This window comes from Pseudomonas sp. AC083 (assembly GCF_979253165.1).
The window spans coordinates 103357-129334 of the sequence record NZ_CEEDDH010000014.1 but is presented as its reverse complement, the minus strand read 5'-3'; the positions used below and the strand labels follow the sequence as shown (position 1 = coordinate 129334).

At 61.4% G+C, this 25978-nt stretch carries 21 protein-coding genes; 11 read left to right on the top strand and 10 right to left on the bottom strand.

Annotated elements, in window-relative coordinates:
- Positions 1–4: 4 nt before the first annotated feature.
- The 3 genes from rsfS to AC0IXA_RS19825 form a co-directional block, all read right to left on the bottom strand.
- Complete coding sequence (gene rsfS, locus AC0IXA_RS19835) at positions 5–499, bottom strand: ribosome silencing factor (protein ID WP_016773024.1); 495 nt, start codon at positions 497–499, stop codon at positions 5–7.
- A gap of 72 nt (positions 500–571) precedes the next feature.
- Positions 572–1294 (bottom strand): nicotinate-nucleotide adenylyltransferase, encoded by a 723-nt coding sequence (gene nadD, locus AC0IXA_RS19830; protein WP_122506627.1) that lies wholly within the window; start codon positions 1292–1294, stop codon positions 572–574.
- On the bottom strand, positions 1263–2534 hold the full coding sequence (locus tag AC0IXA_RS19825) for a glutamate-5-semialdehyde dehydrogenase (protein WP_471814367.1): 1272 nt from the start codon (positions 2532–2534) through the stop codon (positions 1263–1265). Before AC0IXA_RS19825 ends, nadD begins: the two co-directional genes overlap by 32 nt.
- Before the next feature lie 177 nt (positions 2535–2711).
- On the opposite strand from AC0IXA_RS19825, the gene AC0IXA_RS19820 reads away from it, so the two are divergent.
- The 4 genes from AC0IXA_RS19820 to AC0IXA_RS19805 all read left to right on the top strand — a co-directional run bounded on the left by AC0IXA_RS19820 (position 2712) and on the right by AC0IXA_RS19805 (position 10677).
- Complete coding sequence (locus tag AC0IXA_RS19820; protein ID WP_471814366.1) at positions 2712–3407, top strand: DNA-3-methyladenine glycosylase; 696 nt, start codon at positions 2712–2714, stop codon at positions 3405–3407.
- Between the two features lie 126 nt (positions 3408–3533).
- Positions 3534–4850, top strand: coding sequence for a bifunctional DedA family/phosphatase PAP2 family protein (locus tag AC0IXA_RS19815; protein WP_016773020.1), 1317 nt, complete (start codon positions 3534–3536; stop codon positions 4848–4850).
- A gap of 402 nt (positions 4851–5252) precedes the next feature.
- Complete coding sequence (locus AC0IXA_RS19810) at positions 5253–7145, top strand: hypothetical protein (RefSeq protein WP_471814365.1); 1893 nt, start codon at positions 5253–5255, stop codon at positions 7143–7145.
- Between the two features lie 181 nt (positions 7146–7326).
- A complete protein-coding gene (locus AC0IXA_RS19805) occupies positions 7327–10677 on the top strand; it encodes a calcium-binding protein (protein ID WP_471814364.1) in 3351 nt (1116 codons plus the stop codon).
- Positions 10678–10764: 87 nt separating this feature from the next.
- Here the strand turns inward: AC0IXA_RS19805 and AC0IXA_RS19800 are convergent, their stop codons facing one another.
- The 3 genes from AC0IXA_RS19800 to AC0IXA_RS19790 are packed head-to-tail and all read right to left on the bottom strand — an operon-like array spanning position 10765 to position 12444.
- Positions 10765–11355 carry an LON peptidase substrate-binding domain-containing protein gene (locus AC0IXA_RS19800; protein ID WP_071173706.1) on the bottom strand — a complete coding sequence of 197 codons (591 nt, stop codon included), beginning with the start codon at positions 11353–11355 and terminating at the stop codon, positions 10765–10767.
- A gap of 10 nt (positions 11356–11365) precedes the next feature.
- Positions 11366–12082, bottom strand: coding sequence for an LrgB family protein (locus AC0IXA_RS19795; RefSeq protein ID WP_016773013.1), 717 nt, complete (start codon positions 12080–12082; stop codon positions 11366–11368).
- On the bottom strand, positions 12082–12444 hold the full coding sequence (locus AC0IXA_RS19790) for a CidA/LrgA family protein (protein ID WP_016773012.1): 363 nt from the start codon (positions 12442–12444) through the stop codon (positions 12082–12084). Before AC0IXA_RS19790 ends, AC0IXA_RS19795 begins: the two co-directional genes overlap by 1 nt.
- A gap of 194 nt (positions 12445–12638) precedes the next feature.
- On the opposite strand from AC0IXA_RS19790, the gene AC0IXA_RS19785 reads away from it, so the two are divergent.
- The 3 genes from AC0IXA_RS19785 to AC0IXA_RS19775 all read left to right on the top strand — a co-directional run bounded on the left by AC0IXA_RS19785 (position 12639) and on the right by AC0IXA_RS19775 (position 15593).
- Positions 12639–13094, top strand: a complete 456-nt coding sequence (locus tag AC0IXA_RS19785) for a MaoC family dehydratase (RefSeq protein ID WP_016773011.1) — start codon at positions 12639–12641, stop codon at positions 13092–13094.
- Positions 13095–13196: 102 nt separating this feature from the next.
- Positions 13197–14924, top strand: a complete 1728-nt coding sequence (locus tag AC0IXA_RS19780) for a C13 family peptidase (RefSeq protein WP_071173707.1) — start codon at positions 13197–13199, stop codon at positions 14922–14924.
- Positions 14925–14951: 27 nt separating this feature from the next.
- Positions 14952–15593: an oxidoreductase gene (locus AC0IXA_RS19775; protein WP_341639260.1), complete on the top strand. Its 642-nt coding sequence runs from the start codon at positions 14952–14954 to the stop codon at positions 15591–15593.
- Between the two features lie 134 nt (positions 15594–15727).
- Here AC0IXA_RS19775 and AC0IXA_RS19770 read toward each other — a convergent pair whose 3' ends face one another.
- From AC0IXA_RS19770 to AC0IXA_RS19755, 4 genes are all read right to left on the bottom strand, one after another.
- Complete coding sequence (locus tag AC0IXA_RS19770; RefSeq protein WP_024014461.1) at positions 15728–16012, bottom strand: YceK/YidQ family lipoprotein; 285 nt, start codon at positions 16010–16012, stop codon at positions 15728–15730.
- Positions 16005–16652 (bottom strand): flavin prenyltransferase UbiX, encoded by a 648-nt coding sequence (ubiX, locus tag AC0IXA_RS19765; RefSeq protein ID WP_016773008.1) that lies wholly within the window; start codon positions 16650–16652, stop codon positions 16005–16007. Before ubiX ends, AC0IXA_RS19770 begins: the two co-directional genes overlap by 8 nt.
- A complete protein-coding gene (mpl, locus tag AC0IXA_RS19760; RefSeq protein WP_016773007.1) occupies positions 16649–17998 on the bottom strand; it encodes a UDP-N-acetylmuramate:L-alanyl-gamma-D-glutamyl-meso-diaminopimelate ligase in 1350 nt (449 codons plus the stop codon). Before mpl ends, ubiX begins: the two co-directional genes overlap by 4 nt.
- Positions 17999–18196: 198 nt before the next feature.
- Positions 18197–20107 (bottom strand): sigma-54-dependent Fis family transcriptional regulator, encoded by a 1911-nt coding sequence (locus tag AC0IXA_RS19755; protein WP_471814363.1) that lies wholly within the window; start codon positions 20105–20107, stop codon positions 18197–18199.
- Between the two features lie 390 nt (positions 20108–20497).
- Here AC0IXA_RS19755 and exaC point away from each other — a divergent pair, with 390 nt between their 5' ends.
- The 4 genes from exaC to eutC all read left to right on the top strand — a co-directional run bounded on the left by exaC (position 20498) and on the right by eutC (position 25919).
- Positions 20498–22018, top strand: coding sequence for an acetaldehyde dehydrogenase ExaC (gene exaC / locus AC0IXA_RS19750; protein ID WP_123448265.1), 1521 nt, complete (start codon positions 20498–20500; stop codon positions 22016–22018).
- Positions 22019–22190: 172 nt separating this feature from the next.
- Complete coding sequence (gene eat, locus AC0IXA_RS19745; protein ID WP_024014466.1) at positions 22191–23642, top strand: ethanolamine permease; 1452 nt, start codon at positions 22191–22193, stop codon at positions 23640–23642.
- 52 nt (positions 23643–23694) lie between these two features.
- Positions 23695–25089 (top strand): ethanolamine ammonia-lyase subunit EutB, encoded by a 1395-nt coding sequence (locus AC0IXA_RS19740; RefSeq protein ID WP_217852841.1) that lies wholly within the window; start codon positions 23695–23697, stop codon positions 25087–25089.
- 5 nt (positions 25090–25094) lie between these two features.
- On the top strand, positions 25095–25919 hold the full coding sequence (gene eutC, locus AC0IXA_RS19735) for an ethanolamine ammonia-lyase subunit EutC (RefSeq protein WP_341639262.1): 825 nt from the start codon (positions 25095–25097) through the stop codon (positions 25917–25919).
- The last annotated feature ends 59 nt before the right edge of the window (positions 25920–25978 follow it).

Here is a 25978-nt window from a genome sequence, read left to right as displayed (position 1 = left end):
TCCCTTAGAACTGGTCTTTGTTGAGCTTGGTGAAATGCTCGTGGGTGTTTTCCGGGCTGTGGTGCTTGGCATCGGCCGCACGGCTTTGCTCGGCACCGGCCCACAGGCGCTCCAGGTCGTAGAACTGACGCGCCGAGGCAGTCATCATGTGCACGATCACCAGATCGAGGTCGAGCAGAACCCAGTCGCTGTCGCCCTTGCCTTCTTCGCCCAGCGGCTTGGCGCCCTGCTTTTTCACTTCCTCACGGACCTTGTCCAGCATCGCGTTGATCTGGCGATTGGAGGTACCGGTGGCGATGATCATGTAGTCAGTGATGCTCTGCTTGTCGCGCACATCAATGATCTGGATGTCCTGGGCCTTGACGTCTTCCAGCGCAGCGACGGCAATCTTGACCAGTTCGTCGCCCTTGAGCGGCTCGTTGGTGTTGACGGCTTCCGGCAGTGGTGCGCTCTTGAACGTGCCTTTGCGCTTTACTTTCGGTAGATCTTTATCAGTCATATGTAACTCGTTTTGCTCATGTATTCGGCGGCTTGGGGATACGGTGATCCGTATCGGTGAAGCACGCCTTGTTCAGTTCGACGCACGGTACAGACCGTGCGCATCGATGTAGGCCAGGACCGCGTCGGGCACCAGGAAACGTACCGACTTACCGCTGGCCAGCAGTTGACGGATCTGGGTGGCGGAAACCGCGAGCGGTGTCTGCCAGACGAATGCAATCTGTCCGCTCGGCCCTTTCAGGGCCAACGGGTCGCTCACCGAACGCGCTGCCAGCAGGTTGCGCAAGGCATCCGGCGGTTCGCTGTCGGCGTCCGGGCGCTGTAGCACCAGGATGTGGCAATGCTGGAGCAACTCTTCCCAGCGGTGCCAAGTGGGCAGGCCGCAAAATGCGTCCCAGCCCAAAAGCAGAAAAACCTGGGTCTCGGCGGGCATCTCTGCGCGCAGCGACTCCAGGGTATCGATGGTCCAGGACGGTTTGTCCCGCTGCAATTCGCGGGCATCCACCACCAGCGGCGGCAATCCGGCCACCGCGCACTCGACCATCGCCAGCCGCTCCTGCGCCGACACCTGCGGCGTCCCGCGATGTGGCGGTCGAGCGTTCGGCATCAGGCGCAACTCGTCCAGCGCCAGCGCTTCGACGACTTCCAGTGCGCCACGCAAATGGCCGATATGCACCGGGTCGAACGTACCGCCCAGCACGCCAATGCGCTGCGGGCGCGACTCGCTGCCGGTGTGCGGCGCTGTCAGGTCGAGGTCGGTCAAGTCAGACCGTCGCCTGGCCGCGCAACTGGCCATCGCCGACCACGATGTACTTCTCGCAGGTCAGCCCTTCAAGCCCGACCGGGCCGCGGGCGTGCAGCTTATCAGTAGAAATGCCGATCTCGGCACCCAATCCGTATTCAAATCCATCGGCAAAGCAGGTCGGCGTGTTGATCATCACCGAGGCCGAGTCGACTTCCGCCACGAACCGGCGGGTGTCGGCGAGGTTTTCGCTGACGATCGAGTCGGTGTGATGGGAGCCGTAATGGTTGATGTGTTCGATCGCCTGCTCCAGACCGCCGACCACGCGGATCGACAGAATCGGCGCCAGGTACTCGGTGTGCCAGTCGTCTTCGCTGGCCGCGACCGCTTCGATGATCGCCCGGGTGCGCTCGCAACCACGCAGTTCGACGCCTTTGTCGCGGAACTGCGCAGCCATCGACGGCAGGAAATCCTTGGCAACAGCCTGATCGACCAGCAGGGTTTCCATCGCGCCGCAGATGCCATAACGGTAAGTCTTGGCGTTGAAAGCGATGCGCTGGGCTTTGGCCAGATCGGCGTGTTCGCTGACGTAAACGTGGCAGATGCCGTCCAGATGCTTGATCACCGGCACGCGGGCATCGCGGCTGATGCGTTCGATCAGGCCACGACCGCCACGGGGCACGATGACGTCGACGTATTCCGGCATGCTGATCAGCGCGCCGACGGCGGCACGGTCAGTGGTTTCGACCACTTGCACCACGGCGGCGGGCAGTTCGGCTTCGGCCAGACCGCGCTGAATGCACGCGGCAATCGCGCGATTGGAATGAATCGCCTCGGAGCCGCCGCGCAGGATGGTCGCGTTGCCGGACTTCAGGCACAGGCTGGCGGCATCGATGGTCACGTTCGGACGGGATTCGTAGATGATCCCGATCACGCCCAGCGGCACGCGCATCTTGCCGACCTGAATGCCCGACGGACGGAAGCTCATGTCGCGGATCGCGCCGACCGGATCCGCCAGTGCAGCGACCTGACGCAAGCCGACGATCATGCCGTCGATGCGTGCCGGGGTCAGTTCCAGACGTTCCAGCAGCGCCGGCTCCAGACCGCTGGCGCGACCGGCAGCCAGATCCAGCTCATTGGCTGCGGCCAGCTCGGCGCGTGCAGCATCCAGAGCATTGGCGGCAGCCTGCAAGGCGCGGTTTTTCTGCGCGGTGCTGGCGCGACCGATGACCCGGGAGGCAGCGCGGGCGGCGCGACCCAATCGGGTCATGTAGTCAAGAACGGACTCAGTCATGGTCTGCTGGGGTCTTGGCAAAGAGGAAAGCGGCAGATTATAGCTGTCGCGTCCCGGGACTAACAGCGGTGACGGGCGGATGGTCGAAATGAGCTGCGTTTGCCCGGCGTTCAGACGTAATTAAGCTCAGCGTTGTTATCATCACGACCTCTTGAGCCTGGATAAACCTTGCCCATCATGACCAACGTGCCCCTTTGCCCCGAGTCCGCGCGCCTGCCCGTGGGCCTGCCGGACAGTTTTTTCGACCGCGACGCCCAGGTTCTGGCGCAGGCGCTGCTCGGCAAAGTCATCCGCCATCGCGTCGGTGACCTGTGGCTGAGTGCGCGAATCATCGAGACCGAAGCCTATTACTTCGCGGAAAAAGGCAGTCATGCCTCGCTCGGTTACACAGAAAAGCGTAAGGCTTTGTTTCTGGATGGCGGCCACATCTATATGTATTACGCCCGCGGCGGTGATTCGCTGAACTTCAGTGCGCAAGGTCCGGGCAATGCCGTGCTGATCAAATCCGCCTATCCGTGGGTCGACGAAGTCAGCGGCCCGGCGAGCCTGGCGCAGATGCTGCTGAACAATCCCGATGCTCAGGGGCGACCGCGTCCGACGCAGAAGCTCTGCGCCGGGCAGACGTTGTTGTGCAAGGCATTGGGTTTGAAAGTACCGATGTGGGACGCCAAGCGTTTCGATCATGAATTGCTGCTGGTCGAAGATACGGGGCCGGCACCCTCGCAGATTATTCAAACCACCCGGCTGGGCATCCCGCTGGGCCGTGACGAACACCTGATGTATCGCTTCGTTGACGCTGCGTATGCGCAATGGTGCACGCGGAACCCGCTGCGACGGGGTCAGGTCGAAGGCCGGGATTATTGCCTTCTGTAAACGCTTACCCCTGTAGGAGCTGCCGCAGGCTGCGATCTTTTGATTCTGCTTTAAAGAAACAAGATCAAAAGATCGCAGCCTGCGGCAGCTCCTACCGGAATCTTCAATAGTCTGGAGTTTTTCTGTATGGGCCCATGGCTCGATAGCATCACTGGATGGCTTGGCGCCAATCCGCAGTGGCTGGCCGCAGCGGTGTTCATCGTGGCGTGCGTGGAATGTCTGGCGATCGCCGGGCTGATCGTGCCGGGCACGGTGTTGCTGTTTGCCGTGGCGGTGCTGGCCGGCAGCGGCGCGCTGTCATTGAGCGAAACGCTGCTGCTGGGCTTTCTTGGCGGCATTCTTGGCGACCTGATTTCCTACTTCCTCGGCCGCCATTTCCACCAGAACATCCGCCGCCTCCCCGGGCTACGCCATCACCCGGAATGGATGGCCGGCGCCGAGTCGTACTTCCAGCGCTATGGCATCGCCAGCCTGCTGGTCGGGCGTTTCATCGGCCCGCTGCGGCCGATGCTGCCGATGGTCGCCGGGATGTGCGACATGCCCTTCCCGCGGTTCTTCGCCGTCAGCCTGCTGGCCGCTGCTGGCTGGAGCCTGGCTTATCTGTTGCCGGGCTGGGCCACGGGCGCGGCGTTCCGCCTGCCATTGCCTGAAGGTTTCTGGCTCGAAGCCGGAATTGTCGCGGCCAGCATTGCGGTGATGGTCGGCCTGAGCGTCAACAGCAGCGTGCGCCGCCATCGTCGGGCGACGATCTGGATCGGCGGCATGAGCCTGTTGATCCTGATCGGGCTGTTCATCGGCTATCCATACCTCACCGCGCTCGACAACGGTGTGATGACCCTGGTGCAGGAACATCGCCAGCCAGCGCTGGACGAAATCGCCGTGACGCTGACGCTGATCGGCGAATTCCGCAACATGCTGCTGTTCAGCGCCCTGCTCGTCATATTGCTGTTGCTGTGCAAGCAATGGCGCCAGGCAGTGTTCGCGGGCGCCACCATGCTGATCACCGCCATGGCCAACACCGGCACCAAGTATTTTTTCGCCAGGGTACGCCCGGAAGTGCTCAGCGATCCATTGACCACCTACAGCATGCCCAGCGGCCATGCTTCTGGCGCATTCGCCCTGTTCCTGACGCTGGGTGTCCTGGCCGGACGCGGGCAGCCGCCACGCATGCGCCTGACGTGGCTGCTGATTGCCTGCATCCCGGCATTCTCCATTGCTTTGTCGCGGGTCTATCTCGGCGCGCACTGGCCAACCGACATATTGGCCGGTGCAATGCTTGCCAGCTGCGTCTGCGCCGCGATGCTGTGGTCAAACCAGCGGCAGGCGCCGCTCAACGCCATGCCTTTCAAGATCTGGTGGCTGATCCTGCCGTCCATGGTCGCGCTGTTCGGATTCTTCGTTATGCGCCACTTGCCACATACATTGTTGCGTTACGCCTACTGAAACAGGCAATTTACAAGCGACATTTCTTACACGCCGCTCTTTCGGAACATTCCGACAAGAGCGGCGCTTGCAACCTACGCAAACTTCCTCCCTCCCGGTTAACTTTCCTGGTTATAAAACCGACATTTCCGCATTCCCGGCCGACGCAAAACTAGCGTTACATATTCAAGTTGAAACATGCCTGCTCAGTGTTTCGCGCTTTTGAAAAACCGTTAGATTGATGGGCCCGACTCGGACATTTGCTGGCCATCCATATTTATTCAAACCCTGCATTGAAGTTCTGCCGAGTCATACAACAATCCATTTCTTATCGAGTCTTTCATGAGTCCAAAAATACCCCGCAAGACGTCAGTCACAACGACGCATCAAACTGATGCAAACGTACCAACGCCCCATCGGCCCATGTTTGATGTCAGCAGCATTGAAATATCGCCAAGAGCCGGCATCCCCGATCTTGCGCAGCACAGTACAAACTTCGGCACCGCCCCTGCCGATGCGAATCCGAGGTTGCCTGCGGTTGAAATCTTTCAGTTACCGGCGCACAGCGCTTATCGCTCGGAACATTCCACTTCAATAAACGATTACTGGTTATCGGAGACCTTTGTGCGTGGAATGCAGCCTGCCGACAATGATGGGTTTCGCTGGATCGTTGGCAGAAAGTTCGCAGACGTCGAATATCAGGGAGCTGTGCAAACCACGCATGTGGGTGAGGATGAAACCGGCGCGTTGCGCAGCAAGTTACTCACCGAGCGCGTTCCCTCCGGACCGCGCCTGTACAAAAACGCAGACAGCCCCACCTGGCGCCTGACCGAACAACCCGCGCCAAAGCGACCGCGCCTCGCCCCCGTGACAATACCCATCAATCAAAGTCGTTACAGCCCATCCTGGCGTTCGCCGGATGCTCAGGGCTATTACGAAATGAATCCGCTGTTTGGCTCACGCAAAGACAACATGCTGTTCGCCTTCCGGGATTCATATGGCAATTACATAGCGGTTGATCCTCCGGAGGGTGGATTCGCGGCGACGCCGAGCCACCTCAAACAATGGACCGATCATGAAATCTGGAAGCTATATGGCTTGCAAGGCCGGGACATCGCGCGTTTTCGTGCCGAAGCCCAGGCCAGCGGAACGCCCCCTCACTGGGCAGATCCGGTAACCACGGAAAATCCGTTCACCGATCTGCTGCGCGACTCGTTGCGCTGGCTGCACCCGCACATGAGCCAGACAGAGCGCGAAATCTTTCTGCAATCGTTCAATCTGCTGCCGGATCAATTGACGCGCTTGCACCAGGAGTTGCGCAGCCGTCTGGCGATTCCGGCATGGGCGCTGGCGCACAAGCGTCAACTCGATGACCTCGCCAACCCACGACGCCTCGACCAATTTTTCGCCGATGCGGTCGAGCAGCTCAATCTCAAGCGCAATGCCCGCCATGACTGGTATCACCCGGAAAGCAGCCTCACACCTGAGGTTCGTGAGGCTCTGTTGAAACAGCTCGGTTATCTGCGCAACAAGAACAACTGCCTGTACCGCACGGACATTCCGGCGCTGTTTCGCGGCGACGAGCGCACGCCGTTCGAGCTGGCGAACGACGGCACCATGCTGCCGCGCTATCACCATGAACCCGGCGCCACCACGCACAAGCCGATCAGCGCGACGTTCAGTCTCAAGCTAGGACAGGAATATGCCAGCGCCCCTGATCCCGAATACCTGCGCTTCAACAGCCAGACCAATAAATACCCGGGACGCGACACGGACGACAGCAGTTCAGAAAGCGGCGCAAGCGACGCCAGTGATACACCGAGTGACTCCTCGTCAGACTGGTCGGATGCTGACAGCCCTGTGGCATGGGATCACGAGCGCGGCTACCGGTCCACGCGCACACGGCAGACGGAAATGTTTCTCTACGCGCTCGACACGCGCGGTCTGGAGGTCGTCCCCCACGAAGAAAACATGATGTTCAATTCCGCTGCGCGTGACACCCCGCCGACCTGGTTCCCCTCCGACGATTTCGAAGGGCTGATCTCGGTCACGCGCAGCGGAGTTTCAGCCGAGCGTGTCTGGTTACTGAACGCAGACCTGACCAAGGGCGCCAGGGTCGAAGACATCAAAGAGCAGGCTGGCGCAAACGCTGATCGCATCGAAGCGGCCACCCATGCCGGGCACTTTAACCGGTTCGAATACGACCAGTTGATCGACCAGGTGGAGACGGCGGGCCTGCCGATACTCAGGCTCTCAGGCAACAAGGAAGAGTTTGCCCATGACATCGCCTGGCCCGAACTTCAAATGCTCAAGTAAAGCCGCCAGAGAAACCGGCTCCTCATGCACACCATTAAAGGATTAATACGTGTCGAAACTCATCGTCCCCGCGGCTCATGTCGCCCACGTGCGCGCGCTTCAAGTTACCCCCATAGACGCCTCGGCCAATCCCCATACGCCGTCCACACCCATGCCTGATCGAGCGGAGGTGCCAGGCGAGGTGCCTGACAGCGCCCCATCCCTTCGCCAGACTTTGAAGGCAATCGACAAACACCTGGGCCCACTGCGTATCGGCGAGGTCGTGATCAGTCGGGTCGAGTTGCAAGCGCTGGGGGCGACCGTAGACGGTCAACCTGTCAGTCCGGCGAATGCCAACATGAAGCGCGTGGATCAGGCTTTTCTGGACGGACTCCATTTCGAGTCCGCGAAGGTGCAGTCCCGCTTGCAAGCCGTGGACTTTCCCGACAATGACATGGCGGCACTGCTGTTCTATGAGATTGCCTGCAAGCGCTCGGTCGATGCCGGCCCATTGTTCGTCAGTGATACGCCGCTGGTTTCGGGCAGCGCCATGGATCGCCTCAACAAGCTGGGCAAGGCTGCGCAAAAGCTGGAGATCCACCGTGCGGACGCGTTTGAAAACACGCCGGGCTGGATCAACAAGAGCAAAAGCTATCTGATGAGCGGCGCAGGCGTAGGCATGCAAGCCTTCGGCATCTACAGCAGCTACATGGCGCTGACCGATGCAATCAAAAAAGGCGAGCCGCTGGAAATACTGTTTTACGGCGGATCGATCGCTGCTGAACTCGGTTCGCTGATCATCGAGCAGGGTCTGACGAGAACGGGCCAGGCGATGCTGACTCAGGGCAGCAATGTACTGAAGGGTTTTGCGCTGACCTCGATCGGCAAATACATGAGCCGTGGTGCGGGACTGTTCGCCAGCGCGATTACCTTGCCGTTCGACATCGTCGACGCGATCAAATCCTTCAACGCCGCCGCCGCGACATCAGGCAAAGAGGCTCAGGATCATTATTTCAGCGGTGCCCTGAGTGTCGCGGGCGCGGGTATCAGCCTGGTGCTGGGCGTCGCCGCGCTGGCCGGTTTCGGCAGCGTTGCCGGCCCGCTCGGCCTCGCGGCCGCTGCGCTGCTCATCGGCGGGTCGATGATTTATCAGGCCGCCAGGGTCGTCGACGATATCGACGACTACATCGAACTGACGACACTCGAGCGTCTGCGCTCGGGATGGTTCGCCTTCACCGGCAAGGAACTGGACACCGAGGTGATGGATCGCTTCAAGCTGTCCAGGCTTTCCAGTGACTACGAGAAACAGCTCGAAATGTCCGCCAAAGACATGCTTGCCGGCGCTTACAAGGACTCCATCGCCCAAGTGGTCAATGGCGCGTTTCGCGCCGAATTGCGCCCTGTCGAACTGTGGCGTTACCAGTGGGACGCAAGCGCCGGCCAGCTGCCGTTCAGACTCGACAGCCAGGCGGTGATCGTCGGCGGCGACGATGTCATCGACGCAAGCCAGGGATTACCCGACAACCTCAAGGGCGTAGTCAACGGCAGTGCAGGCGAAGGCAAAGGCGTGTTCTGGCGCTTGGGTGATGGCAACGACCGCGTGGTGGGCGTCAAGGCGCGACCCAACCTCTTCACCTACCGCGAAGGTCACAAGGCACTGACCGGCGGCGACACAAATGATGCGTTCTACCAGGAAGTCTCTGATCAGGAACTGGATCGATCGACCAGACCGCCGCACATCAATGTGCTGGATGGCGGCTCGGGCTACGATCTGGTTGCGTTCGAAGGCGTCCGTCCGATTACCGACACGCGTTACGTCGGTCACGACGTCAATCTGCAGACCGGCAAGGTCTCACTTCGCGGCCCCGACTCTGCGAACGACACTCTCGAAGTCGCCCATCTGACCTCCATTGAAAACGTTGCGACCTTGCGCAAAGGCACGAGCACTATCACGGGCAATGACCAGCCCAACCAGATTTCCGCCAACGGATACGACCGCATCAGCGCTGGCGACGGCAACGACACGATCGCAATTTTCGGTACCGAGTGCACGGTGGAGGGCGGCGGCGGCGAAGACCGCTATTACATTGCCGACACCAATGCACGTACAACGATCATCGAGCGTGGCGAACATTCGAGCCTGATCGAATTCGGCTGGACGATGGCGGTCATTCAACGCTGGCAAATCATCGGTACATCACTGGTGGTCAACTCCTTGCGCGGCAGGGACGGCAGCGACCCCGACCATGTGCTGACCCTCGAAAACGTCTATCGAACGGTCAACGGTCAGCGTCAATTGAATAACGCTCAGTGGGCCTTCCGCACCCTCGACGGCTATGAACTGCGCGCGCAGCTGCCCACTCGACCAGGTGAAGCCTTGAGTCAGGACATCGAGGTTGCCGTCACCGTCAGCGGACGGCCGGCACCCGCCCCGGCAATCGTCAACGTTGGCACGGTGGCGCTGGACGGTCAGGGCGTGCAGCGCCACTTCATCGCACGTACCGAGCACAGGGTCGAATTCGTCGCCACAGGCAACGCTATCGGCGCCCACACCATTTACCTGGATTACCAGGACAGCGAGATCGTCGACGTGGTGGTCAGCTATGGCGTGGAAGTGCGCGAGGGTGTTTCGGGCAATACGCACCTGACCTACAACAACATCAGCCTGTCGATCCTGCTGCCCTCCAGAGTGCTGGCCTTCAAAGGCGTGATCCAGACGATTGCCGCTGCGACGGGCTACAGCGGCCAAAACAGCCTGAAGGTCACGACACCGCTTCTGGCCCGGGACATCGTGCTGGTCATGCAGGATGACGTTTCGTACCGCGTGCAGGTGCCCGCGCTCGGTTACCGGGACGACGCCAGAAATCCCGGCATCCGTGTGCTCAGCTCGCGGAGCTGGTTGAAGCGGCGCAACGGGAAATATCCATTCATCCGTCCGTTGGTCAGCGAGAAACCATCACTGGGCACCCAGAACAGCAAAGTGGTCATCGAATCGCGGCCGCACACAGGGATTTATCTGCTCGAAGGCAAAAGCGCGACTTACGACGTTTATCTCGCCAGCAACAGTATCCTGCGTCTGGCCACACCGGGCGCTGCGGCAAAAACGGCCAATGCATCGAGATGGAATCTGTTTACCCGTACCCTGACAGAAACTGCCACACGCGCCGATATCCAGTTCCAGGGCAACCGCCTGCGCATTGCCAGCGTCACTGTGGAGTTGCCGGACATCTTGGATGACACTCCGGTGGAGTCCATTTGTGTGGTGACGTCAGCCGGCAACATTTATGAAGTCTCGCTGCTGTTTGAGGTGTTGCAGCTGTATGTGATCGATGCTCGTGGCTACGCCAGTGTCGAGGCATTGCTGGCAGATATCGACAAGCACAAACAACGCCACGAACTGGCCGCACGGGTCTACGTCATCCACATCGGTTACAAAGCCGACACAGCGGGCACGCTGGTTTACAACTCGGTGAGCAATCAATGGAGTCTGCTCAATGATCCGCTGGAGCGCGTCGACCGCGAAGGCCTGTTCATCCCGGTCAATATGAGCTGACCGTGCGCTGCCGGTTTCAACATCGTGCCAGGGTGGGCCTGCGCTGATCTTCGTTTGCGCGTTGAGTCATGCGTTTCCCAAGTGAAACTAGGCGAACAGTTCGCCCTGCAACTCGTCGAGTAATGCCTGGATCGCATCCAGCCGTTGCTGTGGGTCGTCGAGTTGCAGCAGATCGATCTTGTCCTCTTCGGCAAAAGGCAACAGATAGGCAAGCTGATTGGCCAGCGCCTGTTGCCCGGCGGCTTCGGTGCCCATGTTCAACGCCTCGACCATCGGGTGTTCGGCCAGCGCCTTGAGCAGCGCGACCAGGTCGGCGTCCTCGTCCTGCAACGGTTGCTCGGGCTCATCGTCCAGCCACTCGACGTCGGCCAGAATCAGTTGATCGCGCTGCACTTCGGTGCGCAGCACAGTGAAGCGCCGTCCGCCTTGCACGCGAATGCCGAGCAGGCCGTTGTCCTGTTGCTGGAAATCGGTGATCCGCGCCTCGCAACCGACCATTGCGAAACCTTCTGGTGCCACACCGACTTCGCTGCCCTCAAGGATGCACACCACACCGAAACCGACGCCCTGCTTCATGCAGCGGCCGATCATGTCGAGGTAGCGCGCCTCGAAGATCTGCAAGTCGAGGTTGCAGCCGGGGAACAGCACCGTGTTCAGCGGGAAAAGCGGCAGACTCATAGACATATCCTTACACCACCATCGACACCGCCAACGGCAGGAACACCGCCGTGGCCACGCCCATCAGACTCATTGCCAGCGCGGCGAACGCGCCGCACTCGTCGTTTTCCTGCATCGCCACCGCCGTGCCGACCGCATGCGCGGTCATGCCCAGCGCCATGCCGCGCGCTTCGGGGCTGTGCACGCCGAGGCGGGTCAGCAGCGCCGGGCCGAAGATCGCGCCAATCACCCCGGTGATCAGCACGAACACCGCGGCCAGCGCCGCCACGCCGCCGATCTGCTCGGCGACCAGCATGGCGATCGGCGAGGTCACCGATTTCGGCGCCATGGTCATCAGGATCATGTGATCGGCACCGAACCACCAGCCCAGCGCCACGCCCATGCCCGTTGCGACCACCCCGCCTATCACCAGCGTAGTAAAAATCGGCCAGAACAATTGGCGGATGCGCCGCAGATTCAAATACAGCGGCACCGCCAGCGCCACCGTGGCCGGCCCCAGCAGGATGCTGAGGATCTCGGTGCTCTTGCGGTACTCGGCGTAAGTCAGGCCGCAGCCGACCAGCACACCGATCACCAACAACATGGAGACCAGCACCGGTTGCAGAAAGATCCAGCGGGTTTTCTCGAACGCCGCCAACACCAGTTGATAGGCACCGAGGGTAATGCCGATGCCGAACAGCGGATGATGAATCACCGACGCCCACGCGCCTTGCCAGTCAAACAGCATCAGGACTCCTCCGCCGGCGGCGCGTGACGTTTGACCAGCCGCTGCATGAGCACGCCGGCAAAGGCCATCGACAGGATCAGCGAGACCACCAGCGCGCCGACAATCGCCCAGAAATCCGCAGCAATCGCCGTGGCATACACCATCACGCCCACCGCCGGCGGCACCAGCAGCAACGGCAGATAACGCAGCAGGCTGCCCGCCGCCTGATTCAGCGGCTCGCCGACTTCACCGCGAATGATCAGGAACACCAGCAACAGCAGCAGCCCGATGATCGGCCCCGGCAATATCGGCAACAGCAAATGATTGAGCGCGGTGCCGAGCAATTGGAACAGCACCAGCAGGGTCAGGCCACGTAACAACATCCGACATCTCCGTCTTACATTTTCAGCCAGCAGGGGCTCGGCATTATAAGCATGCCGGCGCTATGGACCGGCATTCGCCAAAAGCATGGTCGGTTGACCTGAGCATATCGCCATGATGATCTACAGTGGTTCGCAGGCCGGTCAAATCCGCCCCCTGAAAAACTATAAAACCGATGAACCCAAGGAGAGTCTCAATGCCCTATGTTCCCGTTGCAGAGCTCAAAGATTATGTCGGCAAGGAACTTGGACGTTCCGAATGGCTCACCATCGATCAGGAGCGCATCAACCTGTTCGCCGAAGCCACCGGTGATTTTCAGTTCATTCACGTCGATCCGGTCAAGGCTGCGCAAACGCCGTTTGGCAGCACGATTGCCCATGGTTTCCTGTCGCTGTCGCTGATGCCGAAACTGATGGAAGACATCCTCGTGCTGCCCGAAGGCGTGAAGATGGTCGTCAACTATGGCCTGGACAGCGTGCGTTTCATCCAGCCGGTCAAGGTCAACTCAAAAGTCCGACTGAAGGTCGACATGGTCGAAGTCACCGAGAAAAAACCCGGCCAGTGGTTGCTCAAGGCTACCGCGACACTGGAGATAGAAGGCTCGGACAAACCGGCCTACATCGCCGAGCCGCTGTCACTCTGCTTCGTCTGATCATCCCGGATGCGAAGCAGCGCACGCTGTTTCGCGTCACGTCTGTATATATGCGACGCATAGCTGCGGCATACTCGGTCGCCTAATTGCCCGGATCCCGCTATGCGCTCAATCGCTCGACTTGCACCCCTTGCCCTGACCCTGATGCTCACCGCTTGCGGCGACGGCGAATCGCTGTTGCCGCCGGATGCGCGCCTGCCCGATGGCGGTCGCTATCGCGGTGAACTGGTCGACGGCTTGCTGCAAGGTCAGGGCCGCGTCGACTACCCCAACGGCAGCTGGTACGCCGGGGAGTTCGACAAGGGTCAGTGGCACGGGCAAGGCGAATGGCATGGCAGCAACGGTGAGGTCTATCGCGGCCAGTTCCAGCAAGGGCTGTTCGATGGTCAGGGCAGCCTGAGCACCAATGCCAGCAGTTACACCGGTGGCTTCAAGCAGGGCCGGCGCGATGGCGAAGGCACGCTGAAAGAAAACGGCATGACCTATCGCGGCGAGTTCAAGGCTGACCAGTATTCCGGCCTCGGCCGACTGGAAATGGACGACGGCAGCTCCTATCAAGGCCAGTTCGCCCACGGCAAACCCAACGGCGAAGGCCAGCGCGGCGATGCCAGCGGCAATTCGTTCAGCGGGCATTTCGTCAACGGCCAACTGGAAGGCAACGGCACCTACAACAGCGCCGACGGCGATATCTACGTCGGCGGTTTCAAGAACAATCAACTGCACGGCAAGGGCCGCTACGAGAACGCCGACGGCGACGTCTGGCTCGGCCAGTTCAAGGAGGGCGCGCTGACCGGCAAGGGCGAATTGATCGGCGCGGATGGCAGCCATTACATCGGTGTGTTCAATGACTGGCGCTTCACCGGCCAGGGCCGTTTGAACCTGGCCGATGGCAGCTTCTACATCGGCGGCTTCGACAACGACAGCTATTCAGGACGCGGCACTCTGGTGCTTACCGATGGCAGCGTGCTCAGTGGCACCTGGATCAACGGCCAACGCGTGCGCGACGCCGACGGCAAATTGCTCCCCGACACCCTCGAACTCGGTTTGCTCGCCCAGGGCCGGTTGCTGGACGACGCACTGGCGGCGATCCCCGCTTCAACTCCGGCAGTCGAGTTGTACACCCTGACACTCGGCGGCGACGGCAAGCAAAGCGTGTTCCTGCGTGAATCAGACTACGTCGCCAACATGCTCAACACGCGCTTCGGCGCCTTCGGCCAGATTCGTCTGGTCAATCATCGCGATCATCTCGGTGACCGGCCGATGGCCACCCGGGAAAACCTGCGCCGCGCCGCGCAAGCCCTTGCCGAACGCAGCGGGCCGGAAGATCTGCTGTTCATTTATCTGACCAGCCACGGCACCGCCGAGCACGAACTGGTGCTCGATCAGCCGCGCATGGAACTCGCCGATCTGCCCGCCGATGAACTCGCCGCCGTGCTCGCGCCGCTGAAGCATCGCGACAAGGTCATCGTGATTTCCTCCTGCTATTCCGGCGGTTTCATCCCGGCGCTGAAAGACGAACGCACGCTGATCATGACCGCCTCGCGCGCCGATCGGGTGTCGTTCGGTTGCTCGGAAGAAGCCAACTTCACCTACTTCGGCGACGCGCTGTTCGCCCAGGCGCTTAACCAGACTGATGATCTGGAGCAGGCTTTCAAACTGGCCAAGGCCACCGTCGCCGAACGTGAGCTGGCCGACGGCTTCGAAGCCTCGGAGCCGCAGATCTGGGCGCCGAAAACCGTGCTGTCGCACTGGCAGCTGCTGCGAAAACAGCAGGCGCGCAAAGCGTTGCAAAGCAGCGCATTGAACGACGCGGCGAAAAAAGGCAACTAAGCTGAACAGTATCAAGGGAGAGACACTATGTACTTGACGCCTCAGCACGTATTGCTTGCCGGAGCCACCGGACTGACCGGTGAACATCTGCTCGACCGTTTGCTCAACGAGCCAACGATTACCCGTGTCCTCGCCCCTTCACGTCGGCCGCTGGCCGAGCATCCGCATCTGGAAAACCCGGTCGGCGACCCGCAGGCGTTTCTGCCGCAGCTCAGTGGCCGGGTCGATATCGCCTACTGCTGCCTCGGTACCACGATCAAACAGGCCGGCTCCGAAGAAGCCTTTCGCGCGGTGGATCTGGACATGGTCGTGGCGTTTGCCAAGCGCGCCCGGGAGATGGGCGCGCGGCATCTGATCGTGATCAGTGCGATTGGCGCCGATCCGGATTCCTCGGTGTTCTACAACCGGGTCAAAGGCGAGATGGAACAGGCCCTGCGCGCGCAGAACTGGCCGCAACTGACCATTTGCCGACCTTCGCTGCTGCTTGGCGAACGCACCGAACCGCGTCTGGTCGAGCAACTGGCCGGGCCGTTGTCGAAGCTGATTCCGGGCAAATACCACGGCATCGAAGCGTGCCAGTTGGCGCGAGCGATGTGGCGCCTGGCGCTGGAAGAACAGGATGGGGTGCGGGTGATCGAATCGGATGAGCTGCGCAAGTTAGGCAAATAACTCCGGGACTTTGTGGTGAGGGGATTTATCCCCGTTCGGCTGCGCAGCAGTCGTCGCTTTTACAATTTTTTGGGGGGGGGCGCTTCGCACCCCAGCGGGGATAAATCCCCTCGCCACAGAGGTTGTGCGACCCCCTACAATCCACCAGTCGCCTGAAAGCCCACGCCAATCACGGTGAGCAACGACAACGGCAACAACAGCGTATCGAGCAGCGCACTGGCCGGCAGGTCCACGCCCGGATAGCTCGGCGCTTCGGCACCGAACCGGTCCATCGCACAGCAGCCGCCGTTCAATGCATACAAATCCAGGCGCGTACCGGCATACACCACCGGTGCGCCGGGTTTGGCTGCATCCAGCGTGCGCACGGTAGCGCATCCAGCCAATTGCAGCGCCAGCACAAGCACCAGCAGCTTATTCATCGCTGCTCAGGTGATGCTCGCCCCAACGCGGCAGCATGTCCTGCGGGATGCCGAGCAGATTGAGAATCCGCGCCACAACGAAGTCGATCAGATCATCGATGGTCTGCGGCTGGTGATAGAAGCCCGGCGAGGCCGGCAAAATGGTCACGCCCAGATTCGACAACTTGAGCATGTGCTCCAGATGAATGCTCGAGTACGGCGCCTCGCGCGGCACCAGAATCAACTGACGGCGCTCTTTCAGGGTGACGTCCGCCGCGCGCTCGATCAGGTTGTTGCAGGCGCCGGTGGCAATCGCCGACAGCGTGCCGGTCGAACACGGCACCACCACCATGGCTGCCGGCGCGCCGGAGCCGGAGGCTACCGGCGACATCCAGTCTTCCTTGCCGTACACGCGAATCTGCCCGGCAGCGGCGCCGGTATATTCGGTCAGAAAGGCCTGCATCATCTGCGGCTTGTTCGGCAGGGACACGTCGGTCTCGGTGGCCATTACCAGTTGCGCAGCCTTGGAGATCAGGAAGTGCACTTCGCGATCTTCGCGCACCAGGCAATCGAGCAGGCGCAAGCCGTACTGCGCGCCCGAGGCGCCGGTCATCGCCAAGGTGATGCGTTCCGGACCGCCGGCCTGGGAAAAAGCGTTCATTGCAGTGCCTCGGCAAGCTTGCCGTGCAGGCCGCCGAAGCCGCCGTTGCTCATGATCACCACGTGAGTACCGGGCTGCGCCTGGCTCTTCACGCGTTCGATGATGCCTTCCAGGGAATCGCTGACAATCGACGGCACCGTGCACAATGCGGCGGTGGCGCCGAGATCCCAACCGAGGTTGGCCGGGGCATACCAGATCACTTGATCGGCATCGACCACACTGTCCGGCAGACCGTCACGGTGGGCGCCGAGCTTCATCGAATTGGAGCGCGGCTCGATGATCGCAATCAATGGCGCGTCGCCGATGCGTTTGCGCAGGCCGTCGAGGGTGGTAGCGATGGCGGTCGGGTGATGGGCGAAGTCGTCATAAATGGTGATGCCGCGCACCTCGGCGACTTTCTCCATGCGTCGTTTGACGTTCTTGAACGCGCTCAACCCGGCGATGCCCATCGACGGCACCACGCCAACATGACGCGCGGCGGCCAGAGCAGCCAGGGCGTTGGCGACGTTGTGTTGACCGGTCAATTCCCACTCGACGGTGCCTTGGGACACGCCTTCGAACATCACTTCGAACGCCGAACCGTCTTCGCTGAGCAGCTTGACCTGCCACTGACCGCCGGCGCCGGTGGTTTGCACCGGGGTCCAGCAACCCATCTCGATCACGCGCTGCAACGCTGGCTCGGTGGTCGGGTGGATGACCAGCCCTTCGCTCGGGATGGTGCGCACCAAGTGGTGAAACTGACGTTCGATCGCTGGCAGATCGGGGAAGATGTCGGCGTGATCGAATTCAAGGTTGTTCAGAATTGCGGTGCGTGGACGGTAGTGGACGAACTTCGAGCGCTTGTCGAAGAAGGCGCTGTCGTATTCGTCAGCCTCAATGACAAAGAACGGCGTACCGCCCAGACGCGCCGACACCGAGAAATTCTGCGGCACGCCGCCGATGAGGAAACCCGGGCTCATGCCGGCATGCTCCAGCACCCAGGCGAGCATGCTGCTGGTGGTGGTCTTGCCGTGGGTACCGGCCACGGCCAATACCCAGCGCCCTTGCAGCACGTGATCGGCCAGCCACTGCGGGCCGGAGACATACGGCAGGCCTTTGTTCAGCACATATTCCACCGCCGGGTTGCCACGGGACATGGCATTACCGATCACCACCAGATCCGGCGCCGGATCGAGCTGTGCCGGGTCATAACCCTGCGTCAGCTGAATGCCCTGGGCCTCGAGCTGCGTGCTCATCGGCGGATAGACGTTGGCGTCGGAGCCCGTGACGTGATGGCCCAGCTCTTTGGCCAACACCGCCATCGAGCCCATGAAAGTCCCGCAGATACCCAGAATATGAATGTGCATAGTCGACCTCGTAAAACATGGCCGCAGGTTAGCGTAGGGAGGGGGAAATGGCACTCTTTAGCTGAGGGGCGGGCCTGTTCGACCTGATCGTTCCCACGCTCTGCATGGGAATGCAGCACGGGACGTTCTGCGTCCCAAAGCGGACGCGGAGCGTCCGGGCAGGCGTTACCACGCGGAGCGTGGGAACGATCAGGTCGGTCAGGCAGAGCGGGCGATGCCGTGCTTGCGAAGCTTTCTGTACAGCGTATTGCGGCTGACGCCCAACTGTTCAGCGGTATGGGTCATATGCCAGCGCGTCTGCTCAAGCGCATTGAGCAATGCGACACGCTCGGCGTCGTCCAATGGCTGCGCGACAATCTGCGCCGCCACCACCGCCGGCCGCGCCTGCCGAATCATCACCGGCAAATCCTCAACGCCGACCCGCCCGCCATCACACAACGCCGCCAGCGTGCGCAGGACATTGCGCAACTGCCGCACATTGCCCGGCCAGTTGAATGCCAACAACGCTTGCCGCGCCGGTTCGTCGATCAGAATTGTTTCGTCCCCTGCCTCCTCGGCCAGGAGAAAGTCCAGCAACTGCGATTTATCACTGCGCTCACGCAACGCCGGCAACGCCACGTCCAGCCCGTTCAAGCGGTAATACAGGTCTTCACGGAAACTGCCGTCCTCGACTCGTTCGAGCAAATTGCGGTGCGTCGCACTGATGATGCGCACGTCTACCGCTTGCGGCTCGCCGCCAATCGGCACCACTTGCCGATCTTCCAGCACACGCAGCAAGCGCGTCTGCAACGCCAGTGGCATATCGCCGATTTCGTCGAGGAACAAGGTGCCGCCATCGGCCTGTTGCAGCTTGCCGCGCATGCCGTCCTTGCGCGCGCCGGTGAAGCTGCCGCCGCGATAGCCGAACAGTTCGCTCTCGATCAGGCTTTCCGGAATGGCCGCGCAATTGAGAGCGACGAAGGCATTGCCGCAGCGCTGGCTGGCCTGGTGCACAGCCTTGGCGAACGCCTCCTTGCCCGAGCCGGTTTCGCCGTTGATCAAGAGCGGCACGTCGCGCTCGAACACGCGCAGGGCTTTGCGGAATTCGACCTGCAAGGCTTCGTCGCCGAGACAGATGCCGGACAGGCGTGGTGCGGGCGCGGCGATTGGCGCTGGCATGATCGGCGTCGGCTTGCGCGATTCGCCGCGCAATACCGCGAACAGATGTCGACCATCGCGGGTGCGCAGCGGCCAACTGGCACTGGCGTTGGCGCTAGCCCGCCCGAGCAGGTCATCCAGCGAACAATCGAAAAACGCCTCCACCGGTTTACCGAGCAAACCGCCGCGAATATGCCCGAGCAGGTTCAGCGCGCTCTGGTTGACTGCGCTGATCCGCCCCTCGCCGTCAAACGCCAGCAGCCCTTCGCTGAACAGGCCTACAGACTCGGCTTGCAGATGAAAACGCAGCAACCATTGGTTGTCGAAACAGCGCAGGAAGTAGCAGCTCTCGATCATCTTCGCCGACAGATTGACCAGCGCCATGGTGTGGAACTGGCTCTGCCGCGAGACGTCAGGCCGCGCCGAAGACACATCGAGTACCGCCAACAACTCACCATGGGGGTCGAACACCGGGCTCGCCGAGCAGGTCAGCCCGGTGTGGCGGCCGCGAAAGTGTTCGTCCTGGTGAATGGTCAGCGCCTGACGCTCCACCAGGCAGGTGCCGATGCCGTTGGTGCCTTCGCAGGCTTCGCTCCAGTCGGCGCCGAGCCAGAGCCCGGCGCGCTCGAAAATCTTCCGTTCGGCCGGCGCGGTGACGCAATTGAGGATCACACCGCGCGCGTCAGTCAGCAGCACCGCATGGCCGGCACCGGACAGTTGCTGATGCAGGCTGCTCATCTCGGTGCCGGCGATTTGCAGCACTTGTTGCAGACGTTCGCGACTTTCCAGTACTCGGCCATGCTCGAGCACGGTCGGCGCCATGGTCACAGAAGGATCGAGGTGATAGTCCTCAAGGCAACGCAGCCACGAACGGGCGATCGATGGATCGGCGCCGGGGCCGTGCAGGTGCGGTTTGCCCTGGGTGACGGTGAGAACCTGACGGGCATGGCGACTCAAATGGTTGTCGTGCATTTCTTATTGTTCTCCCCGAGAGGTCTACGCAATCCCGTGTAGGAGCTGCCGCAGGCTGCGATCTTTTGATCTTGATCTTGAAAAACAAAATCAAAGGATCGCAGCCTGCGGCAGCTCCTACACGGATTGCTGTTGGCTGAGGATCCCTCAGCCACCCGCGCATTGCAATGCTGGCAAGACCGCCCGGTCACGGGCTGTGCCGCAAGCGGTACAAACTGTCACCCGTGCTGTATCGAAACCGTCACGGCGCCACTCCATTCGTCCGAGACAAACCGGCCAAGCCCTTGATTTGCCTGACCTGCACGGCAGTGGCCCGAGCCTTGCTCTACGCTTATAGCAAGCGCACTTGCGCGTTTCTCTAATAAGTACAAAGCCAAGGAGAACATCATCATGCGTTACGCCCACCCCGGTACTGAAGGCGCTAAAGTCTCGTTCAAGAGCAAGTACGGCAACTACATCGGCGGCGAGTTCGTCGCGCCGGTCAAAGGTCAGTACTTCACCAATACCTCGCCAGTCAATGGCCAGCCAATTGCCGAATTCCCCCGCTCCACCGCCGAAGACATCGACAAGGCGCTGGATGCTGCCCACGCCGCCGCCGATGCGTGGGGCGCCACTTCGGTGCAGGCGCGCTCACTGATCCTGCTGAAAATCGCCGACCGCATCGAAGAAAACCTCGAACTGCTGGCGATCACCGAAACCTGGGACAACGGCAAAGCCATCCGTGAAACCCTCAACGCCGACATCCCGCTCGCCGCTGACCATTTCCGTTATTTCGCCGGTTGCCTGCGCGCTCAGGAAGGCAGCGCTGCGGAAATCGACGGCAACACCGTGGCCTACCACATTCATGAACCGCTGGGCGTGGTCGGCCAGATCATTCCGTGGAACTTCCCGCTGCTGATGGCCGCGTGGAAACTCGCGCCAGCGCTGGCCGCCGGTAACTGCGTGGTGCTCAAGCCTGCCGAGCAAACCCCGCTGGGCATCTGCGTGCTGATGGAGCTGATCGGCGACCTGCTGCCGCCGGGCGTGCTCAACGTCGTGCAAGGCTTCGGTAAAGAGGCAGGCGAAGCACTGGCAACCAGCAAGCGCATCGCCAAAATTGCCTTCACCGGCTCGACCCCGGTCGGCTCGCACATCATGAAATGCGCAGCGGAAAACATCATTCCATCGACCGTGGAACTGGGCGGCAAGTCGCCGAACATCTTCTTCGAAGACATCATGCAGGCTGAGCCGAGCTTCATCGAGAAAGCCGCTGAAGGTCTGGTGCTGGCGTTCTTCAACCAGGGCGAAGTGTGCACCTGCCCTTCCCGCGCACTGGTGCAGGAATCGATCTATGACGAATTCATGCAGGCCGTGATGAAGAAAGTCAGCCAGATCAAACGCGGCGACCCGCTGGACACCGACACCATGGTCGGCGCCCAGGCATCGGAACAGCAATTCGACAAGATCCTCTCGTACCTGGAAATCGCCAAGGGCGAAGGCGCGGAACTGCTGACCGGCGGCAAGGTGGAAAAACTCGAGGGCAGCCTGGCCACCGGTTATTACATCCAGCCGACCCTGCTCAAGGGCACCAACAAGATGCGCGTGTTCCAGGAAGAAATCTTCGGCCCGGTGGTGAGCATCACCACTTTCAAGGACGAAGCCGAAGCCCTGGCGATTGCCAACGACACCGAGTTCGGCCTCGGCGCCGGCCTGTGGACCCGCGACATCAACCGCGCCTACCGCATGGGCCGGGCGATCAAGGCCGGTCGCGTGTGGACCAACTGCTATCACCTGTACCCGGCGCACGCCGCGTTCGGCGGTTACAAAAAGTCCGGCGTCGGGCGTGAAACCCACAAAATGATGCTCGACCATTACCAGCAGACCAAGAACCTGCTGGTGAGCTACGACATCAATCCGTTGGGATTCTTCTGATCCTGCGATGCTGATCGTTCCCACGCGCAGCAAAGGAATGCCTCAACGGACGCTCCGCGTTCGGTTTCGAAGGAACGCGGAGCGTCCCGGGCTGCATTCCCACGCAGAGCGTGGGAACGATCAGGTTCCTGGCTGTAGCCGGGCCAATAAAACAATAAAAATGGTGAACCCTATGCCAAGCGAATCCCCGGCCGGCGCTCCGGCGACCGGCTCCTCCGTCGACTTCGAAAAAGTCGGCACCGATTATTTCCAACAACGCGAACTGAAAAAAGGCGCCGCCGGCTGGGTCTTGCTGGTCGGCCTCGGCGTCGCTTATGTGATTTCCGGCGACTACGCCGGCTGGAATTTCGGCCTCGCCCAGGGTGGCTGGGGCGGCATGTTTCTCGCCACGCTGCTGATGGCGACCATGTACCTGTGCATGTGCTTTTCCCTAGCCGAATTGTCCTCGATGATTCCCACCGCTGGCGGCGGCTACGGTTTCGCCCGCAGTGCTTTCGGACCGTGGGGCGGGTTTCTCACCGGCACCGCGATCCTCATCGAGTACGCCATCGCCCCCGCTGCCATCGCGGTGTTCATCGGCGCCTACTGCGAGTCGCTGTTCGGTATTGGCGGCTGGATGATCTACCTGGCGTTCTACATCATCTTCATCGCCATCCACATTTTCGGGGTCGGCGAAGCGCTCAAGCTGATGTTCATCATTACCGCCGTCGCCGCGCTGGCGCTGGGGGTGTTTTTGGTGGCGATGGTGCCGCACTTCGACGTCGCCAATCTGCTCGACATCCCGGTGACCACTGCGGTCGGCGCCAGTCCGTTTCTGCCGTTCGGCTACGTCGGCGTGTGGGCGGCGATTCCCTATGCGATCTGGTTTTTCCTTGCCGTCGAAGGCGTGCCGCTGGCCGCTGAAGAAACCAAAAACCCCAAGCGCGACCTGCCGCGCGGGCTGATCGGGGCGATGCTGGTGCTGCTGATGTTCGCCCTGCTGATTCTGATCGTCGGCCCCGGCGGCGCTGGAGCGAATTCGCTGCTGACCTCGGGTAATCCACTGGTTGAAGCACTGAGCAAAGCCTACGGCGGCTCGACGTGGATGGGCAGCTTCGTCAACCTTGTCGGTCTGGCTGGACTGATTGCCAGTTTCTTCTCGATCATCTACGCCTACTCGCGGCAGATCTTCGCGCTGTCGCGGGCCGGTTACCTGCCGCGCAAACTGTCGCAGACCAACAAGAGCAAGGCGCCGGTGCTGGCCTTGGTGATCCCCGGCATCATCGGTTTCGGGCTGTCGCTGACCGGTCAGGGCGACTTGCTGATTCTGGTCGCGGTGTTCGGCGCTACCATTTCCTATGTGCTGATGATGGCCGCGCACATCACCCTGCGCATCCGGCGCCCCAAAATGGACCGGCCGTACCGCACGCCGGGTGGCATTTTCACCTCGGGTGTGGCGCTGGTATTGGCGTGCATCGCCGTGGTGGCGGGCTTCCTCGTCGATCCACGGGTGGTGATCGGCGCCGCGATCATCTATGGAGTGTTAATTGCTTACTTTGCTTTCTACAGTCGGCATCACTTGGTAGCGGGCACGCCGGAAGAAGAATTCGCGGCGATTCAAAAAGCTGAACAAGCCTTGCACTGATTGTCGAAAACCACGGCGCAGAGGCATTCTGCGCCGTCACGGAGAACGCTGAATGGCCAGTTTTGCTCACACGGTCGGCGCGCAGACTTACCGCTTCGACAGCCTCAAAGACGTCATGGCCAAGGCCAGCCCCGCCCGCTCGGGGGATTTTCTGGCCGAGATCGCCGCGCTCAACGACGGCGAACGGGTGGCCGCGCAAATGGCCCTGGCGGACATCTCGCTCACCCACTTCCTGCAAGAAGCGCTGATTCCCTACGAAGCCGATGAAGTCACCCGGCTGATCATCGACACCCACGACAAGCAAGCCTTCGCCGTGGTCAGCCACCTCACCGTTGGCGGCTTTCGTGACTGGCTGCTCAGTGATGCGGCGGACGAAACCAGCCTGCGCGCCCTCGCCCCCGGTTTGACCCCGGAAATGGTCGCCGCCGTGTCGAAGATCATGCGCGTGCAGGATCTGGTGCTGGTCGCGCAGAAAATCCGCGTGGTCACCCAATTTCGCGGCACCCTCGGTTTACGCGGGCGCCTGTCGACCCGCCTGCAACCCAACCACCCGACCGACGAGCCGTCCGGCATTGCCGCGAGCATTCTCGACGGCCTGCTCTACGGCAACGGCGACGCAATGATCGGGGTCAACCCGGCCACCGACAGCATCGCTTCGATCTGCGCGATGCTGGAAATGCTCGACGCGATCATCCAGCGCTATGACATCCCTACCCAGGCCTGCGTGCTGACCCACGTCACCACTTCGATCGAGGCGATCAACCGTGGCGTGCCGCTGGATCTGGTGTTCCAGTCGATTGCCGGCACTGAGGCTGCCAATGCCAGTTTCGGCATCAACCTCAACGTGCTGCAGGAAGGTTACGACGCCGGGCTCAGCCTCAAGCGCGGCACCCTCGGGCAGAACCTGATGTATTTCGAAACCGGTCAGGGCAGCGCGCTGTCGGCCAACGCCCACCACGGCGTCGATCAACAGACTTGCGAGACAAGGGCCTACGCCGTGGCGCGACATTTCAAGCCGTTCCTGGTGAACACCGTCGTAGGATTTATCGGCCCGGAGTACCTCTACAACGGCAAGCAGATCATCCGCGCCGGCCTCGAAGACCACTTCTGCGGCAAGCTGCTCGGTGTGCCGATGGGCTGCGACATCTGCTACACCAACCACGCCGAAGCCGATCAGGACGATATGGACACCCTGCTGACGTTGCTCGGCGTCGCCGGGATCAACTTCATCATGGGCATCCCCGGCTCGGACGACATCATGCTCAATTACCAGACCACTTCGTTTCACGACGCCTTGTACGCCCGCCAGACCCTGGGCCTGAAACCGGCGCCAGAGTTCGAGCAGTGGCTGGCCAACATGGGCATCTTCACCCAGGCGGACGGCAAGGTTCGCTTCGGCAACAACCTGCCGCCGGCCTTCCGCCAGGCCTTGGCGCACTTGGGATGAGTCTTATGGAAAAACCACCGGTCGATCCGCAAAACCCATGGCTGGAACTGCGCCGCCTGACCCCGGCACGCATTGCCCTGGGCCGCACCGGCACCAGTCTGCCGACGCGGGCGCAGCTGGATTTTCAGTTTGCCCACGCCCAGGCCCGCGATGCCGTGCACCTGGCCTTCGATCACAGCGAAATCAGCGCACAACTGAGCGAGCGCGGGCGGGAAACCCTGGCACTGCAAAGCGCCGCGCCGGACCGACACACCTATCTGCAACGCCCGGACCTGGGGCGCAAGCTCAGCGATGAATCGGCGCAGACCTTGCGCGACTACGCCAGCCAACACCCGGGCGGGGTCGATCTGGTGATGGTCGTCGCTGATGGCCTGTCGGCACTGGCGGTGCATCGCCACACCCTGCCGTTCCTGACGCGCCTGGAAGAGCAGATGAGCGGCGACGGCTGGTCCGTGGCGCCGGTGGTGCTGGTCGAGCAGGGTCGCGTCGCCATCGGTGACGAGATCGGCCAGTTGCTCGGGGCGAAAATGGTGGTAATGCTGATCGGCGAGCGCCCGGGCCTGAGTTCGCCGGACAGCCTCGGGCTGTATTTCACCTACGCGCCAAAGGTCGGCCTGACCGACGCGTATCGCAACTGCATTTCCAATGTTCGGCTTGAAGGCCTGAGCTACGGCATGGCGGCGCATCGCTTGCTGTATCTGATGCGCGAGGCCTGTCGGCGGCAGCTGTCGGGGGTCAATCTGAAGGATGAAGCTCAGCTGCACACATTGGAGACGGACGACGCTGTCGACATGAAAGGCAACTTCCTGCTCGATCCACCGCCAGCCTGAACCGTTTCCGCATTGCCTTTCTGCGCTGCTTTCAGGCAGGATCGACGCACGGCCGCCCG

Excerpts from the sequence above, each read along its gene's own strand:
- AC0IXA_RS19785 (WP_016773011.1), top strand. The coding sequence starts at position 12,639 with ATGCCCTATGTTCCCGTTGCAGAGCTCAAAGATTATGTCGGCAAGGAA.
- eutC (WP_341639262.1), top strand. The coding sequence starts at position 25,095 with ATGGAAAAACCACCGGTCGATCCGCAAAACCCATGGCTGGAACTGCGC.
- ubiX (WP_016773008.1), bottom strand. The coding sequence starts at position 16,652 with ATGAACGCTTTTTCCCAGGCCGGCGGTCCGGAACGCATCACCTTGGCG.
- AC0IXA_RS19815 (WP_016773020.1), top strand. The coding sequence starts at position 3,534 with ATGGGCCCATGGCTCGATAGCATCACTGGATGGCTTGGCGCCAATCCG.
- mpl (WP_016773007.1), bottom strand. The coding sequence starts at position 17,998 with ATGCACATTCATATTCTGGGTATCTGCGGGACTTTCATGGGCTCGATG.
- AC0IXA_RS19775 (WP_341639260.1), top strand. The coding sequence starts at position 14,952 with ATGTACTTGACGCCTCAGCACGTATTGCTTGCCGGAGCCACCGGACTG.
- AC0IXA_RS19790 (WP_016773012.1), bottom strand. The coding sequence starts at position 12,444 with ATGTTGTTACGTGGCCTGACCCTGCTGGTGCTGTTCCAATTGCTCGGC.
- AC0IXA_RS19755 (WP_471814363.1), bottom strand. The coding sequence starts at position 20,107 with ATGCACGACAACCATTTGAGTCGCCATGCCCGTCAGGTTCTCACCGTC.
- AC0IXA_RS19800 (WP_071173706.1), bottom strand. The coding sequence starts at position 11,355 with ATGAGTCTGCCGCTTTTCCCGCTGAACACGGTGCTGTTCCCCGGCTGC.
- exaC (WP_123448265.1), top strand. The coding sequence starts at position 20,498 with ATGCGTTACGCCCACCCCGGTACTGAAGGCGCTAAAGTCTCGTTCAAG.
- AC0IXA_RS19795 (WP_016773013.1), bottom strand. The coding sequence starts at position 12,082 with ATGCTGTTTGACTGGCAAGGCGCGTGGGCGTCGGTGATTCATCATCCG.
- AC0IXA_RS19825 (WP_471814367.1), bottom strand. The coding sequence starts at position 2,534 with ATGACTGAGTCCGTTCTTGACTACATGACCCGATTGGGTCGCGCCGCC.
- rsfS (WP_016773024.1), bottom strand. The coding sequence starts at position 499 with ATGACTGATAAAGATCTACCGAAAGTAAAGCGCAAAGGCACGTTCAAG.
- AC0IXA_RS19820 (WP_471814366.1), top strand. The coding sequence starts at position 2,712 with ATGACCAACGTGCCCCTTTGCCCCGAGTCCGCGCGCCTGCCCGTGGGC.
- eat (WP_024014466.1), top strand. The coding sequence starts at position 22,191 with ATGCCAAGCGAATCCCCGGCCGGCGCTCCGGCGACCGGCTCCTCCGTC.
- AC0IXA_RS19770 (WP_024014461.1), bottom strand. The coding sequence starts at position 16,012 with ATGAATAAGCTGCTGGTGCTTGTGCTGGCGCTGCAATTGGCTGGATGC.
- AC0IXA_RS19780 (WP_071173707.1), top strand. The coding sequence starts at position 13,197 with ATGCGCTCAATCGCTCGACTTGCACCCCTTGCCCTGACCCTGATGCTC.
- AC0IXA_RS19740 (WP_217852841.1), top strand. The coding sequence starts at position 23,695 with ATGGCCAGTTTTGCTCACACGGTCGGCGCGCAGACTTACCGCTTCGAC.
- nadD (WP_122506627.1), bottom strand. The coding sequence starts at position 1,294 with ATGGCCAGTTGCGCGGCCAGGCGACGGTCTGACTTGACCGACCTCGAC.
- AC0IXA_RS19810 (WP_471814365.1), top strand. The coding sequence starts at position 5,253 with ATGTTTGATGTCAGCAGCATTGAAATATCGCCAAGAGCCGGCATCCCC.